15 protein-coding genes are annotated in these 15,288 nt (G+C 66.5%); 10 read left to right on the top strand and 5 right to left on the bottom strand.

The window, feature by feature from the left end:
* Positions 1-94 precede the first annotated feature (94 nt).
* From CA982_RS07745 to upp, 5 genes are all read left to right on the top strand, one after another.
* The gene (locus tag CA982_RS07745) at positions 95-526 is read left to right on the top strand and encodes a Fur family transcriptional regulator (protein WP_167383341.1); all 432 of its coding nucleotides are present in this window, start codon (positions 95-97) and stop codon (positions 524-526) included.
* Positions 527-606: 80 nt separating this feature from the next.
* Positions 607-2,868 carry a catalase/peroxidase HPI gene (katG, locus tag CA982_RS07740; protein WP_086534763.1) on the top strand — a complete coding sequence of 754 codons (2,262 nt, stop codon included), beginning with the start codon at positions 607-609 and terminating at the stop codon, positions 2,866-2,868.
* A gap of 168 nt (positions 2,869-3,036) precedes the next feature.
* On the top strand, positions 3,037-4,284 hold the full coding sequence (locus CA982_RS07735) for a GTP cyclohydrolase II (RefSeq protein WP_086534762.1): 1,248 nt from the start codon (positions 3,037-3,039) through the stop codon (positions 4,282-4,284).
* Positions 4,284-5,528: a URC4/urg3 family protein gene (locus CA982_RS07730; protein ID WP_086534761.1), complete on the top strand. Its 1,245-nt coding sequence runs from the start codon at positions 4,284-4,286 to the stop codon at positions 5,526-5,528. Before CA982_RS07735 ends, CA982_RS07730 begins: the two co-directional genes overlap by 1 nt.
* Before the next feature lie 66 nt (positions 5,529-5,594).
* Positions 5,595-6,224 carry a uracil phosphoribosyltransferase gene (gene upp, locus CA982_RS07725; protein WP_086534760.1) on the top strand — a complete coding sequence of 210 codons (630 nt, stop codon included), beginning with the start codon at positions 5,595-5,597 and terminating at the stop codon, positions 6,222-6,224.
* Between the two features lie 449 nt (positions 6,225-6,673).
* On the opposite strand, the gene CA982_RS07720 is transcribed toward upp, so the two are convergent.
* Positions 6,674-7,384 (bottom strand): CPBP family intramembrane glutamic endopeptidase, encoded by a 711-nt coding sequence (locus CA982_RS07720; RefSeq protein WP_086534759.1) that lies wholly within the window; start codon positions 7,382-7,384, stop codon positions 6,674-6,676.
* A 51-nt stretch (positions 7,385-7,435) separates the two neighbouring features.
* On the opposite strand from CA982_RS07720, the gene CA982_RS07715 reads away from it, so the two are divergent.
* Positions 7,436-8,422 carry an arsenic resistance protein gene (locus CA982_RS07715; RefSeq protein WP_086534903.1) on the top strand — a complete coding sequence of 329 codons (987 nt, stop codon included), beginning with the start codon at positions 7,436-7,438 and terminating at the stop codon, positions 8,420-8,422.
* Here CA982_RS07715 and CA982_RS07710 read toward each other — a convergent pair.
* Positions 8,397-9,131 carry a glucose 1-dehydrogenase gene (locus CA982_RS07710; RefSeq protein ID WP_086534758.1) on the bottom strand — a complete coding sequence of 245 codons (735 nt, stop codon included), beginning with the start codon at positions 9,129-9,131 and terminating at the stop codon, positions 8,397-8,399. The genes CA982_RS07715 and CA982_RS07710 overlap by 26 nt on opposite strands.
* Before the next feature lie 135 nt (positions 9,132-9,266).
* Between CA982_RS07710 and CA982_RS07705 the strand changes: the two genes are divergently transcribed.
* Together CA982_RS07705 and CA982_RS26550 are read left to right on the top strand one after the other, a co-directional pair.
* Positions 9,267-10,352, top strand: coding sequence for an NAD(P)H-dependent amine dehydrogenase family protein (locus CA982_RS07705; RefSeq protein WP_086534757.1), 1,086 nt, complete (start codon positions 9,267-9,269; stop codon positions 10,350-10,352).
* Between the two features lie 808 nt (positions 10,353-11,160).
* Positions 11,161-11,316 (top strand): hypothetical protein, encoded by a 156-nt coding sequence (locus CA982_RS26550; protein WP_158097798.1) that lies wholly within the window; start codon positions 11,161-11,163, stop codon positions 11,314-11,316.
* A gap of 76 nt (positions 11,317-11,392) precedes the next feature.
* On the opposite strand, the gene CA982_RS07695 is transcribed toward CA982_RS26550, so the two are convergent.
* Positions 11,393-12,517 (bottom strand): hypothetical protein, encoded by a 1,125-nt coding sequence (locus CA982_RS07695; protein WP_086534756.1) that lies wholly within the window; start codon positions 12,515-12,517, stop codon positions 11,393-11,395.
* Between the two features lie 224 nt (positions 12,518-12,741).
* Between CA982_RS07695 and CA982_RS07690 the strand changes: the two genes are divergently transcribed.
* Positions 12,742-13,260: a hypothetical protein gene (locus CA982_RS07690; RefSeq protein WP_144065999.1), complete on the top strand. Its 519-nt coding sequence runs from the start codon at positions 12,742-12,744 to the stop codon at positions 13,258-13,260.
* 248 nt (positions 13,261-13,508) lie between these two features.
* A complete protein-coding gene (locus tag CA982_RS07685; RefSeq protein ID WP_144065998.1) occupies positions 13,509-13,760 on the top strand; it encodes a hypothetical protein in 252 nt (83 codons plus the stop codon).
* Between the two features lie 33 nt (positions 13,761-13,793).
* Here CA982_RS07685 and CA982_RS07680 read toward each other — a convergent pair whose 3' ends face one another.
* On the bottom strand, positions 13,794-13,991 hold the full coding sequence (locus tag CA982_RS07680) for a hypothetical protein (RefSeq protein ID WP_086534753.1): 198 nt from the start codon (positions 13,989-13,991) through the stop codon (positions 13,794-13,796).
* 324 nt (positions 13,992-14,315) lie between these two features.
* Complete coding sequence (locus CA982_RS07675; RefSeq protein ID WP_086534752.1) at positions 14,316-15,227, bottom strand: LysR family transcriptional regulator; 912 nt, start codon at positions 15,225-15,227, stop codon at positions 14,316-14,318.
* Positions 15,228-15,288: the final 61 nt, after the last annotated feature.

The raw sequence follows: 15,288 nt of genomic DNA, 5'->3' as shown, positions 1-15,288 counted from the left end.
GGCATGGCCCGATCCTACGACGGCACGCGTGATCGGCACCTCACTTCGCCCGATAAACTTGAATCATTCCAGAAACGTGGGCACGATGGGCGTCATGCTCACCGACGACGACTGCACCCGGCACCTCCGGGCGACCGGTTTGCGGGTGACCCGTCCGCGCATCGCGGTCATGCAGGCCGTACGTGCCCACCCCCATGCCGAGACCGACATGGTGCTCCGTGCCGCTCGCGAACGGTTGCCCGAGATCTCGCAGCAGACGGTGTACGACGTTCTGGGCGTGCTGACTTCGGCCGGTCTGATCCGGCGAATCCAACCATCGGGCCACGTGTCTCGATATGAGTCACGCGTCGGGGACAACCATCACCACGTGATATGCCGTACATGCGGATCCATCGGCGACGTCGACTGCGCAATCGGCGAAGCCCCGTGCCTGACCCCATCCGACGACCACGGTTTCGTCATCGACGAAGCCGAGGTCATCTACTGGGGCTACTGCCCCGACTGCATCCCCGGCTCCGGCCGATAGCCCGACAACACACTCCGCTCCCAGTCTGCGATCTCCGCCCCGGCGATCGCAGTTCTCAACGTGCCCGAAAGGAAACCCAGATGGCACCGCACGACCCCTCGTCCGTCTCCACGTCGCCCGCCCCGGAAGCCCGCGAGCATCCCCCGATCGCCGAGGCGAACACCGAGCCCGCCGGCGGCGGCACATGCCCGGTCGCGCACGGCCGGCTCAAACCGCCCACCCAGGGCGGTGGCAACCGGGACTGGTGGCCGAACCAGTTGAATCTCAAGGTCCTCCAGCACAATCCCGACGTCGCGAATCCGATGGACGCCGAGTTCGACTACGACACGGCTCTGGAAAACCTCGACGTCGAGGCCCTGCGTGCCGATCTGACCGCGCTCATGACCGATTCCCAGGACTGGTGGCCCGCCGACTTCGGCCACTACGGCGGTCTGTTCGTCCGCATGTCCTGGCACGCCGCGGGCACCTACCGGGTGGAGGACGGCCGCGGCGGCGCCGGTGCCGGCATGCAGCGATTCGCCCCGCTCAACAGCTGGCCCGACAACGCGAACCTGGACAAGGCGCGCCGCCTGCTGTGGCCGATCAAGAAGAAGTACGGCACGGCGTTGTCCTGGGCCGACCTGCTGGTCTTCGCCGGGAACGTCGCACTGGAATCGATGGGATTCACCACGGCCGGCTTCGCCTTCGGGCGCGTGGACGAGTGGGAGCCCGACGAGGTGTACTGGGGACCCGAACTCGAGTGGCTCGCCGACCAGCGGTACTCGGGCGACCGTGACCTCGAGAAGCCGCTTGCTGCAGTGCAGATGGGTCTCATCTACGTCAATCCGGAAGGGCCGAAAGGTAATCCGGACATTCTCGCGTCCGCGGTGGACATCCGGGAGACATTCGCGCGCATGGCGATGAACGATGTCGAGACCGCCGCCCTGATCGTCGGCGGCCACACCTTCGGCAAGACCCACGGCGCCGGCGACGCAGGACTGGTGGGTCCCGAGCCCGAGGCGGCTGACGTCGCGGACGCCGGCCTCGGCTGGACCAGCTCACACGGCACCGGTACGGGTGCGGACGCGATCACCAGCGGCCTCGAGGTGATCTGGAATCCCACCCCCACCAGCTGGGACAATGCTTTTCTCGAGACCCTCTACGGTTACGAGTGGGAGCTCTACAAGAGCCCGGCCGGTGCCAACCAGTGGCGTCCGAAGGACGGGGCCGGGGCGGGCACCGTCCCGAAGGCGTTCGGCGACGAGACGACCCACCCGTCGATGCTGACCACCGACCTCGCGATGCGGTACGACCCGGGTTTCGAGCAGATCACCCGACGCTGGCTGGACCATCCCGAGGAGTTGGCCGACGAGTTCGCCAAGGCATGGTTCAAACTCCTGCACCGCGACATGGGACCCGCCGTCCGCTATCGCGGACCGCTGGTACCGGCCGAGACCTACCTCTGGCAGGACAACGTCCCGGCACACGAGGGACCGGTCGTGTCCGAGGCCGACATCGCGAACCTGAAGGCGACGCTGCTGGACTCGGGATTGACCGTCGCGCAACTCGTCAAGACCGCTTGGGCGGCGGCGTCGAGTTTCCGCGGCAGTGACAAGCGTGGCGGTGCCAACGGCGGTCGCATCCGGTTGCAACCGCAGTCCTCGTGGGAGGTCAACGAACCCGCCGAGCTGGCCCCCGTGATCCGCACCCTCGAGGGCATCCGGGACTCGTTCACCGGGGAGTCCGGCGCGACGATCTCCTTCGCCGACCTGGTGGTCCTCGGGGGCACAGCGGCCGTGGAGCAGGCCGCGCGGGACGCGGGCATCGACATCACCGTGCCATTCACACCGGGACGCACCGACGCCTCCCAGGAGGAGACGGACGTGGATTCCCTGGCACACCTCGAGCCGAGGGCCGACGGGTTCCGCAACTACGTCGGCAAGGCCGCCGCCCTCCCGGCCGAGTTCTCCCTCGTCGACAAGGCGGCTCTGCTGACCCTGAGCGCTCCCGAGATGACAGTGCTGGTCGGCGGACTCCGAGTGCTGGGCAACAACTTCGGTAACTCGACGGCCGGTGTGCTGACCGATCGCCCCGGCGTCCTGACGAACGACTTCTTCGTCAATCTGCTGGACATGTCGACGGCCTGGTCGGCGTCGCACGAGGAGAACGTGTACATCGGTCGCGATCGCGCCACCGGTGAGCAGCTCTGGACCGGCACCCGCGCCGATCTGGTGTTCTCGTCGAATTCCCAGTTGCGCGCACTCGCCGAGGTCTACGCAGCCGACGACGCCGCCGGGAAGTTCGTGAACGACTTCGTCGCGGCGTGGGACAAGGTTATGAACCTGGACCGGTTCGAGGTCTGAGAGAGTGCCGCACATGTCGGCACGATGACGTCCAGGACGCGGCGGCGGCACCCTCGGTGGGTGTCGCCGCCGCGGCGTTCGGCATCACCCGGCGGACACGGGCATCCGGATCTATGCTGGCGCTTTCCCTGAAGTGGCGGGTGACCGTCTCGACAGAAGGTGAGGACGATGTCCGGCGAGCACAGGTCCCTGGGCCACATCCGACTGACCTCACACAGCGGCGGGATCGATGCGCCGCCCATCCACTGGGGCGCCGGCACCGCGGCCGAACGCGGCCCCGTCATCGGGACGACGGGCACACGAGCACATCGCAATGTCATCGGCACCCACAGCGGTTCCTACAGCGTCTATCGCGCACTGGCCGTCGCCGCCGGTGCCCTTGCACGAGAACACCGGGCCGACCTCACCAACACCTCGCCCACCGACCACATCGGACCGTATCCGCAATGGCGTGACCCGCGCGCCATCGTCTCGCTGGATCCCTGGGGAGCAACGGTGGCGGAGAATTTCCCCGACGAGATCCGGCGCGGTTACGACATCCGGCCGACCATCGCCGTCACCAAGGCCCACGTCATCCTGCCCGAGATCGCCGAGGCGATCGAGAAGGGTCGGCTCGTCCCCGACGGCGAGATCCTGCTGCCCAACGGCGCCGCCCTGGTCACCAAAGCGGCAGTGGAACCAGTGTGGCACCTCCCCGGGGTGGCCGATCGTTTCGGCTGCTCCGAGGCCGAGTTGCGTCGGGTGTTGTTCGAAGAGACCGGGGGCATGTACCCCGAACTCGTCACGCGGTCGGACCTCGAGGTGTTCCTGCCCCCGATCGGCGGACAGACGGTCTACATCTTCGGCGACGCCCGCGACCTCGCCGACCCCTCGGTGGAACTCACTGCACGCGTGCACGACGAATGCAACGGCTCCGACGTCTTCGGCTCCGACATCTGTACATGCCGTCCATATCTGACGCACGCGATCGAGGAGTGCATCCGCGGCACGCAGCGCGGTGGCGTCGGCCTGGTCGCGTACTCCCGCAAGGAGGGACGCGCGCTCGGCGAGGTCACCAAGTTCCTGGTGTACAACGCCCGCAAACGTCAACTCGGGGGTGATACCGCAGACCAGTACTTCGCACGCACGGAATGTGTTGCGGGCGTGCAGGACATGCGGTTCCAGGAACTCATGCCCGACGTACTGCACTGGTTCGGCATCACCAGAATCCATCACCTGGTGTCGATGTCGAACATGAAGTACGACGCCATCACCGGCTCGGGTATCGACGTCGGCGAACGCGTCAACATCCCCGACGAACTCGTCCCCGCCGACGCCCGGGTCGAGATCGACGCCAAGATGGCCGCCGGCTACTTCACGCCCGGACCGGTCCCCGACGCCGAGCAGTTGCGCCAGGTCAAGGGCCGGGGGTTGTGATGACCGGAGCGCCAGAGGTGGAGTTGTCGGCGTCGCAGGCGGCCCGCCTGCTGCGGTCGACCGCCACCGTCCGGAGCCGGTCGCGACAACTCCTCGAACGGGCACGGGCCGGGGACTCCTCGTGGTTCGTGGTCCACGACAAGGGACTGGACGCGGCGGCCGACCTCGTCGCGGAGACGACCAGGTCACGGTATCCGGATGGGGACATACCTTTTCACAGTCGATGGCGACACTTCGAGGCCGGCGGTGTCGACCGTCTCGGCGCGCTCGACGCCGCGTTGCCGACGGCCGGTTCGGCCGAGCGGACCCGGGCCCTCATCGACGTCGTGCTCGTCAGCGTTCTGCTGGATGCCGGAGCCGGGCCCGAATGGTCGTTCCGTGAAGGGTCGACCGGGCTCGTCCTGACGCGTTCGGAAGGACTCGGGGTGGCGAGCTGGGCAGCCTTCTGCGACGGACTCTTCTCGAGCGACCCGGATCATCCCCTCCGGGTCGACGCCGCGGCCCTGACCCGGATCAGCGCCGACACCCTCGGCGCCGCCTTCCAGGCGGGTCCCGACAATCCACTCACCGGACTTCCCGGACGGGTCGACCTCCTGCGCCGGCTGGGTGAGGTCCTGGGCCGGCGGCCCCAGATCTTCGGTCCGGACGCACGGCCCGGTGGCCTGTTCGATCACCTCACCCGCGGCGGGCGCGCAGAGGTGTCCGCCGTGGAAATCTTGAGCGCGGTCCTCGACCACCTCGGCCCGATCTGGCCGTCGGACAACGCGATCGACACCAATCCACTGGGTGATTGCTGGCATCACGACGCCGTCGTCGGCCCGGGCCTCACCGCCGGCTGGGTGCCGTTCCACAAGCTGTCGCAGTGGCTGACGTACTCGCTGCTCGAGCCGTTCCGATGGGCCGGGGTGCGGGTGACCGGACTCGATGAGCTGACCGGTCTGCCCGAGTACCGCAACGGCGGCCTGCTCCTCGACTCCGGAGTGCTCGAGCTCCGCGACGCGAGCTGGACAGACCAGGAGTGGGAGGTCGGCGACGAACTCGTCGTCGAATGGCGCGCGCTCACCGTCGCCCTGATCGACGAGCTCGCCGACCTCGTGCGCAAGCGGCTCGACGCGGATACGACCACCATGCCCCTCGCCTGCGTACTCGAGGGCGGAACCTGGTCGGCCGGCCGGATACTGGCGGGCCGGCTCCGGGATGGACTGCCGCCGTTGTCGATACGCAGCACCGGCACCGTGTTCTGAGCACGGCGCCGGAACCGGAACGAGGCCGGTCCGCACATTCCCACCCCCGACGACCGAGAGGTTCCCATGGGCAGCGTCGCCGTCATCGACCATCCGCTCGTGCAACACAAACTGACACTGATGCGTCGTAAGGAGACGTCGACCAACGACTTCCGTCGCCTCCTCGACGAGATCTCCATCCTCATGGCCTACGACGTCCTACGCGACATCCCGATGCACGAGGTCACCATCGACACACCCCTCGAGACCACCACCGCGCGGGTCATCGACGGCAAGAAGCTGGTGTTCGCCGCGGTCCTGCGTGCCGGTGCGGGCATCGCCGACGGAATGCTGACCGTGGTCCCGGGCGCGCGGGTCGGACACATCGGCCTGTACCGCGATCCGAAGACGATGGTGGTCGTCGAGTACTACTTCAAGATGCCGTCGGAGCTGTCCGAACGTGACGTCGTGATCGTCGATCCGCTTCTGGCGACCGGACATTCGGCGGTCGCCGCGATCGACCGCATCAAGGAGTACGGCCCCAAGTCCATCAAGTTCGTCTGTCTGCTCGCCTGCCCGGAGGGCATCGGGGTACTGCACCGCGCGCATCCGGACGTGCCCATCTACACGGCCGCGGTCGATCGGGAACTCGACGACAACGGCTTCATCCGTCCGGGACTCGGCGATGCCGGTGACCGCATCTTCGGAACCGCCTGACCCAGGGGTTGACTGCTCCCTAATCCGAGAGAACCGCAAAGCCCGTGGTACCGAGGCCGAGAGATTTGCTGATCCACCGGTCCCTGAGGAGCGCCCGGAGCTTGCGGAGGGCGCGTCACGAAGGGTTGGCGACGCATCTCGCCACGACCCTTCGTGACGGCCTCCGCAGGCTCCGGCCTCCTCAGGGAGCGGAGTTCTTCAGTGGTCCACGACGGCCGCCAGGCCGCAGATACTGAGGTGCGAGCGAAGCGAGCCGGATTCCCTGCTCCCTGAGGTGCGAGCGAAGCGAGCCACGAAGGGTCTCGCACGGTGTCTCACCAGGCCCTTCGAGGCTCGTCGACCTCGACGCGCTCTTTCGTCGCTTGCTCGGCCCGGCGGCTATCGCTCGTCGCACCTCAGAAGCCGGGGTTTTGCGGTTCTGTCGGACGACGGAGCCGAGGCTTGCCGGACTAAGACACCTGCCACGCCACAGCAGCACCGATCGCCCCGGTCGCATTCAGGGCCCAGTGCAGTGCGATCGGTGCGACGAGGCTCGTGGTGCGCTGGCGAAGCCAGCCGAGGACGAAACCCGCGGCCCCGGTCGCCACGACGGCACCTGCGATCCCGGCGATCTGCGCAGGCGTCCCGGAACCCAGGACCCCGCTCAGGCCCTCGTTGCCCGCGGTGAGGCCCGTCGAGGACAGGATGTGCCACAGGCCGAACGCGATCGCGCCGACGACCAGCGTCGTCAACGGGGTGAACAACCGACCCAGAACCCCTTGCAGGACACCGCGGAACAGGACTTCCTCGGGGAGCACGGTCTGCAGCGGAATGACGACGAACGCCGCGAGGAGTGCCTCGGAGGTGTCGTCGTATCGGTCGGACAGGAAGAACTCACGCGTCGCCGGAACGGCCACCGCCGTCGACACCACGGCGGCGACCACCACGACCGCGGCCACGGCCACCGGGATGCCGGCGCGTAGTTCCGCGCGGCTCAGGCCGAGGTCACGCCAGCCGAGGCCGCCCAGGCGCGCGATGACCACGGCCAGGACGGCGGCGACCGGGACGATCACCACCGACATCGCACCGTCGGCGAGATGCGCGCCGATGTTCACCGCGACGAGGAACGCCACCACGACGACCAGGAGCGCGACATCGGTGCGCCGGGGCGGGGTGATCACCCGTCGAGTCTGCCGTACCGCGCCACCGCGGTGTCGATGAACGAGTGCGCGGTGTCGCAGAATGATGCGGTGCCCGAAGCCGCGACCGTCGTCGACCGTCTCGAACGCCATCAGGTCGCGCTGTATCTCGCCGCCATCCTTGCCGGATTGGGTGTCGGACTGCTCGCGCCGGACCCCGCCGAACGTCTCGAAGCGGCGATCACCCCGCTGCTCGCCGCTCTGCTCTATGTCACCTTTCTGCAGATCCGCCTGTCCGACCTGCTGGCTTCGTGGCGCGATCGGCGGTTCATGGTCGCCGTGTTGTTGCTGAACTTCGTCCTCGCCCCGCTCGTGGTCGCCGTCCTGTCCCTCGCACTACCCGCCGACGATGCGATACGGCTCGGTGCCCTGCTGGTGCTCTTGTGCCCGTGTGTCGACTACGTCGTCGTGTTCGCCGGCCTCGGCGGCGGCGACGCCCGTCGGCTCCTCGCGGCCACGCCCCTGCTGCTCCTCACTCAGATGCTGCTGACGCCGCTATACCTGCTGGCGCTGCTCGGCGACGGGCGATCGGTGATCGAGCCCGAACCCTTCCTCTGGGCGTTCCTGATCCTCATCGTGTGCCCGTTGGCGGCGGCGTGGACGACGCAGGCGTGGGCGAGCCGGTCTGCCACCGGCCGCCGGATCTCGGACGGGGCCGGTGCCGCCATGGTTCCCCTGATGATGGCCGTGCTGTTCGTCGCGGTGAGTTCTCAGGTGCCCCTGGTCGGTTCACGCTTCACCGACATCGCCGGCGTCATCCCGGTCTACGTCGGATTCCTGGTCATCATGGTGGCGATCGGTGTCGCGGTGACGCGCATGTTCCGCCTGGCCCCGGAGCCCGCGACCGCAGTCGTCTTCTCCGGTGCCACCCGGAACTCGCTCGTCGTCCTCCCGCTGGCGCTGGCCGTGCCGGTCGGGGCGGAACTGGCCGCGGCGACGGTGATCACGCAGACCCTCGTCGAACTGGTCGGGATGGTCGTCCTGGTGTGGGCCTTCACTTGTGTGGCACGTCGGCGCTGAGGCCGCCGTCCATCACGAACTCGGCACCGGTCGCATACGACGACTCATCGCTGGCCAGGAAGACCACGAAGGTCGACACCTCGCGTGACTCCGCGGCCCGGCCCATCGGGACGGTCACCATGTCGTCGGGAATTCCTTCGGTCATCGGGGTCCGGATGAGACCCGGGTGGATCGAGTTCACCCGGACGTTGTGCGGAGCCAGTTCCAGCGCAACCGATTTGGCCAGACCGCGCACACCCCACTTACTCGCGACGTAACCGTGCGCCCAGGGACTGCCGCGCAGACCCTCCACCGACGACACGTTGATGATCGACCCCCCGCCCGCGTCGATCATCAGGTCGGCGACCGCCTGGATACCGAGGAACGTGCCCGTCAGGTTCACGTCCAGGATCTGCTTCCATTTGTCGAGGCGGAACTTCTGGATGGTCGACCCGTTCACGATGCCCGCGTTGTTGACCAGGACGTTGACCTTCCCGAACTCGTCGACCGCGGTCGAGACCGCCGTCTGCCAGTCCTCGGGTGAGGTGACGTCGAGGTGGACGTAGCGCGCCGCATCCCCCAGTTCGGCGGCCAGGGCCTTGCCCTCATCGTCGAGGATGTCGCCGATCACCACCTTCGCGCCCTCGGCCACGAGGGCCCGGGCATGCTCGGCACCCATGCCCCGCGAACCGCCGGTGATCACTGCAACCTTGTCGTCTACGCGTCCCATGGGCGGCAACGCTACCGCGACCGGATCGAAAATAGAACAGGTTCCACCGATAAATGGTCTACTGAACAGACAAACGTCCGGACAGTTGTACACCACGCCCTACCGGCGACGACCGAACACAAGGAGTCCCACGCCATGTCCATCCGGGTAGCTCTCGTCGGAACCGGCAACGTCGGCCGGTTGTGCCTCACCCAGCTGATCGAGGACCCCCGGTTCGAACTCACGGCGGTGTCCGTGTCCACGCCGGAAAAGGTCGGAGTCGACGCCGCGACGCTTGCCGGAGTCGAGAAGCCCACCGGTGTCCTGGCGGTCGGCGACCTCGACGAGGCGATCGCGACGAAGCCGGACTGCGTCGTGTACTGCGCGATGGGCGACACTCGCCCCGTCCAGGCCTTCGACGATGTGGTGCGCATCCTCGCCGCCGGTATCCACGTCGTCGGGTCCTCCCCCAACACGCTCCAGTACCCCTGGGGTGTGATGCCCGCGAAAGCCATCGCCAAGATCGAGGAGACCACCGCGGCCAGCGGGGCCGGCCTGTTCGTGACCGGCGTCGATCCCGGCTTCGCCAACGACCTCATCCCGTTCGTCTTCGCCGGCACCTGCCAGCGGATCGAGCAGGTGCGCTGCATGGAGATCGCCGACTACGCAACCTATGACGGAGCCACCGTCATGTTCGACGTCATGGGATTCGGCAAACCGCTCGACGAGATACCCATGCTGTTCCTTCCGGGGGTGCTCGGACTGGCGTGGGGAACGACGATCCGCCAACTGGCCGCCGGTCTCGGCGTTGTCGTCGACGACATCGAGGAGGTCTCCGAAAGCGAACCCGCGCCAGAGGGTTTCGACATCGCGGCCGGCCATATCGCCGCGGGCACCCGCGCTGCGGTGCGTTTCGAGATCATCGGCAAGGTGGCCGGCGAACCGGTGATCGTCATCGAGCACGTGACGCGGCTTCGGGGCGACCTCCGGCCGGACTGGGCCCAACCCGCCCAGCCCGGTGGGTGCTACCGGGTCGAGATCACCGGTGAACCGTCGTACACCGTCGACATCTGCCCGACGAGCCGCAAGGGTGACCACAACCACGCCGCCATCGTTGCCGCCGCAGGCCGGATCGTGAACGCCATCCCCGCGGTCATCGACGGACCCGCGGGTCTCCGCACGACGCTCGACCTCCCGCTGGTGACGGGCCCGGGGGTTTCGACAGGCTCAACCGGCAGATAGGCGGCTCAACCGGCAGGTAAAGGTCAACCGGCACCTATAGGCCCTAGTCCGCCCACGGGACCGCAAACCCACCCCGTTTCCGTAAACCCACCGCGCTCGGTGGTCTGCGCACGCCGACCGTCCCGGTCACCGTCGACTACGCGCTGACCGACCTCGGCATCTCACTCCACCGCACCACCCGTGCGCTCAGGGCCCCAGCAAGGCTGCACCCCTCGCCGCGGCGTATTCGGCAGCTCGTTCACGAACGTCCAAGTGTTCGCGTGGGGTTGGAGTTGCGCGACGTAGAGCGCGGTCAGGTAGCAGAGCCCGGCTCCCGGCCGCAGCGATGAGCCTGGTCAGCGGGGGCCGTGAAGCAATGTCACGCTCACGGTCCCATGTCGCATCACGAGCACCGACCGTTCGTACCCCCCCTGCCCAGATGGACAAACTCCGACGTGATGCGAACATCCGTCAGATCACCACTATCGAGGGCGCGGTACCTCTCCACCGCCCGCATGATGCCCGACTTGTTAGCGTCCAGGGCCGTCAGACGCGTACCTGCCGCTGCGCGCGCTGGCATCCGCGCGCTCACGCCATTCCGCCTGCCGTTTAAACTTCTCCTGCTTCTCCGGAGTGAACTTCGCGGCCAACACTCCAAGCCCGATCTACACAGGCAATTTGCACGCCGATAGCGGGGCCGCTGGTGGCGGAACTTAAATATAGAAGCGTACATAACTAGTATCGCCCGCCATCGATGGCTTTGGGTTCCGCCACCGATGGCCCGGAACGTGGGTGACGAGGCCGGGTCCGGCCAGCGACGATGCTGCGCATGAATCTTCCTTACATGATCACCGTCCTCGCCAAGACCGCCGCCGAACACGGATGGCCAGCCACCCTGCGACTCGTGCTACTCATCGCGGCCGTCCGACTGCCCCCCCGGCTCATCGCACCGGCCGCGATCACCTGGTGGTCGCAATTGGCTTAAGCCACCCATTTCTGGGGCGGAGACGAGAGCCGTTCGCCGTCTGGGCTTATGTCTCCCCCGCCGGAACGCGGATCATTCAGTCGGCGCGCTGGAGTAGTTGGGTATGCAGGCCAGCCATGTCGGTGCCGTAGACGAGGTTGGCGAAATGGATGGCGCCGATGGCTGCCTCCAGAGGGTCCTCGCTGCCGGCGATGACGATGGACAGGACCGCGTAGGCGGCTCGGTGGAGGTAGTGGGTGTTGGCATAGTGCCGGTTCTCGGTAAGGCCTCTGTCGAGGTTGTGGGGAGCTTCGGCGTAGTGGAACTGCGGATCGGGGTGGGTGGGATCGGCAGCAGCTTTCACCGATCGGTAATGCTCGTCAGCGTCGGGCGGTCTGATGCCCTGGGCAATCAGGGAAATGGCTGTCTTCACCCACGGTTGATCACCGATACCCGCTGCGACGCAGGCTTGTTGAGCTGTCCACGTCGCGAGTTCATGCTGACGGGCAGCGGGGAGGTTGACCACCCTCTCGGCCAGGTGCGGGTTGGCTGTGTAGACATAGAACGCGCCTGTGTACCAGTTGATCGCTTGCGCGGTAGGGTCCTGCATCTGCATGGGAGTGAAGACCGGCAGGTCCACGATCGGTTGGACGAACTCGGTGTCCGAGAGGTCCTCGACGACGATGCTGGTGCCCCGGGGCCCCTCGGTGGTTTCGGCTTCGGGGGGTTGTCCGTCGGAACCGGGCCAGAGCTTGGGAGGTTGAAGGTTCTCGCCGGTGTCGGGCCACAGTCGGATGCGCCAGGAGTCGCCTGGTGTGGTGGAACCCGGCCACCCCTGTACCACGAAGTCTTTGCCGCTGACCTCGGCGATGTAGTCACCGGGGTCAAGATCGTAGGTGAAGGGCTCGGTGGTGGGCGATTCCAGCGTCAGGGTGCGGTCCTCGTCGATGGTGAGGTGGTCCTCGCTGACCTGTTGCCAGTCGTCGCGGTCTTCCGGAGGCCGGCGTTCCCACCTCTGCACGTCGATAACCATGTCGAAGTTGTTCTGATGCGGCGACAGGACCACGATCAACCCGTCTGTGCCCGCATTCGCGCTTGGTTGCTCGCGTTGAGCGCGATCCAGGAGTGCCATCTCATCGACATCGAACCGGGCGTTGCCACGCAACAGGAATTGGCCGTAATCCATGGCCAGACGGAACTGTTCGGTGTGCAGGGGCTCCATCTTCCTACTCCTACCCTAGGTTCGCCGTCGATGTTCCGAAGACGGTGTTGATCGTGGCCCACCGCGTGATCGCGAGCCATTCAAAGTCGCGGTAGGTGTACGCCATGCGCTGATGCTGACACGCTCGACGGTCTCGATGCCGTCCCCTGCTCGACGCATAGAGTCGGGCGGTTCCCAGCAGCGGCTTCGGTACTCGTCGCGCGTACTTCTAACAGGGGAGAGAGATGACCCGCTCCGGTCGAGTTCGTTCGGGTGTAGTGACCCTGGCGGTGGCATTGTGTGCCGGGATGCTGGCCGCCGCATGCGGGTTTCAGGAACCGCCGTACCGCAAGAGCATCGACGCAAACGACGCTGCTCATCGCGTTGAACAACGAGGCATGCACGTCCCCGATGGTTTCGAGTTCGCTCAGGGCTTTGTGTGGCCAGTGGCTTCAGTCGGCTCCTCAGCGTTCGCCATCCGGTACGACGGGCCAGCCGATCAGTTCCGGACGTTGCGGGCAGCCGACGTCAGTGACGTGCTGTCCGAGTTCGAGGGCCTGCCGTGCGCGTCTATCCCCTCACCGTGGGCCGGTCAAGATCTCACCGAGCTTGGTTTGACCTGCCCCGACGGCGGTGGCGCGCGGATCAGCCGCTCCGAGAGTGCCCGCAGTCCCGATCAATCACTGAACCAGGCTGAACGGGCAGTCGTTCTGAACTCCGCCCCGTCGCACACCCAGCTGTTCGTGGTCTACAGCGGGACGTAGCCGAGCCGCCAGTGCGCAACCGCGGTGATGAATACGCATCTGCCGGTAGCAGATTCCGGCGAGGGGTCTCCACCCGCGGGGCATCGACAGGGACCCGCCTGTTGACCCGACCCCCAACGTCACGCGCCCGCGCGCCCAATACTCCCACATGCAACGAATAAGCCGACGGCGCAACAGCTCCCCTCCCCGCTGTCACCCACCGAAGGTCCCTCCCCGGGTCTGTCAGGATCATGCGGCACACTGCGTTCATGAACATTGCAGACGACAACGTCTTCACCCCTCCCGAGCCGCAAAAGCCTCCGCTCCAACCGTTCTTCCAACAATTCACCTCCCTCTGGTGGACCTGGATCGTTGTCGGTCTGATTGTGTTGATCAGTATGTACATCCTCGCCCGACGCGAGTACCTATCGGCTGTCTCCCCGATGGTGAAATTCTGGACGCGGGTAGGGGCGGGTGGGCTTGTCGGGGTGGGTCTTTTTGGTCTGTACATGTCTTACTGACCTGTACGTTCTCGACGAGGTGCAGCCACGTTGTCAGTCGATGTGCTCGATGAGGTCCGGGGACGTCATCGTCTTGCCTGCCCAGTCCCCGGGTGCGCTGATTGTCACCTGAACGTCGCCGGCGTCAAGTGCGGTCACTTTCCCGGCCAGCGCGCACCGTAGGCCCTCGGCGTCACGGAACGATGACAGCAGGTCGATGGTGCGTACGCGTTGTCCGACAGCGAATTTCACATTCGCCTCACGCGGTTGTGGTTTCGCCAAGGTCGTAGGCCATCCAGCGACCCTCATGCAGGCCGAGTTGGGAGTCGTCGACCTCGCCGGGCCCACTCCGGGAGCCGGTCGACGACGGTCGGAATGCGCACCCGCGCCATCGACAGCAACGGCAACCTCGAATGCTCCAGCAACCTCGGATCCGTGCGACTCACCTCCTGAGCGTCGTCCGGCGCACGAACGTCATCACGATCCCCGCACATTTGAGTCCGCGCGGCCGGCGACACCAGTCTGCCGTCCCGGCATGTGACGCCCAGCCGAGCGCGGGTGAGCACAGGCGAGAGTTCACCGTGTCTGAATCAGGGCCTTGCTCGCTTGCTCGCGGAGCGCCGCGATGAGCGACACCAGGTTTGCGGAGGACTGCGAGGTCCGGCGGGTCGCGATGGATATCGTCCGGCTTGCGTCTGGGTTACTGAGTGGCACAGGCACAACGGCGTTCGGGAGCGGCGCACGGCCGAGCCGGGGCAACACGGTGATGGCGAGGCCGTGCTCCACGAAGCTGACGAGAGAGGCGAATTCACTGGCTTCGTAGATCGCGTGCGGTCGAAGCGCGAGAACTTTCTGATGGCTGGTGAACCAGTCGCGGTACGTAGGGTCTTCGCGGGGCGTGAGCGCCCATGACTGCTCGGCCAGGTCCTGCAGCGTGAGCGACGTTGCACGTGCTAGCCGATGCTCTGCAGGCAGAAGGACATCGACAGGGTCTGTACCGAGTGCCTGCTCCTGCACGACCTCGTCCTCGTGCGACCGGATCGCCCCCCATTCCTTGACGATCGCGGCGTGAAGACGGCCCGCGCGGAGCAGGTCCAACGCCACATCCGGCTCCAACTCGCGAGGTTGGATTTTCAGGGCCGGGCTGCCCTCGGCGAGCTCGGCGATAGCCGGAATGAGCAGGCCACGCAGGCCTGTGGGGAACGCGCCGACGTCGATCGAGCCCGATGGGCCGGAGGTCGTGCCATCGGCGAGGTCGTCGAGCGCCAGAAGCAGGTTACGGCCACGATCCACCAGTGCCTGCGCGCGGTCTGTGAGGATGATGCGGCGCCCGGTCCGCTCGACCATGGGTGCGTTAAGGGCCCTCTCCAGGCGTCGAATGTGCTGGGTCACGTTCGAGGGGCTGTACCCGAGTTCTCGTGCTGCACCCGTCACGCTACCTACGTCAGCGACCGCGACGAGCACCCGTAGGCCGAGAACATCGATCATTCAGTCACAGTAAACGATCCGGAAGATGACTGCGGAATGGACATGAATGGTCGACTGGCCG

Source organism: Gordonia lacunae (assembly GCF_002149015.1).
GTDB classification, from domain to species: Bacteria; Actinomycetota; Actinomycetes; order Mycobacteriales; family Mycobacteriaceae; genus Gordonia; species Gordonia lacunae.
The sequence above is the reverse complement of the archived record's forward strand: the minus strand, read 5'-3'. Positions and strand labels throughout refer to the sequence as shown.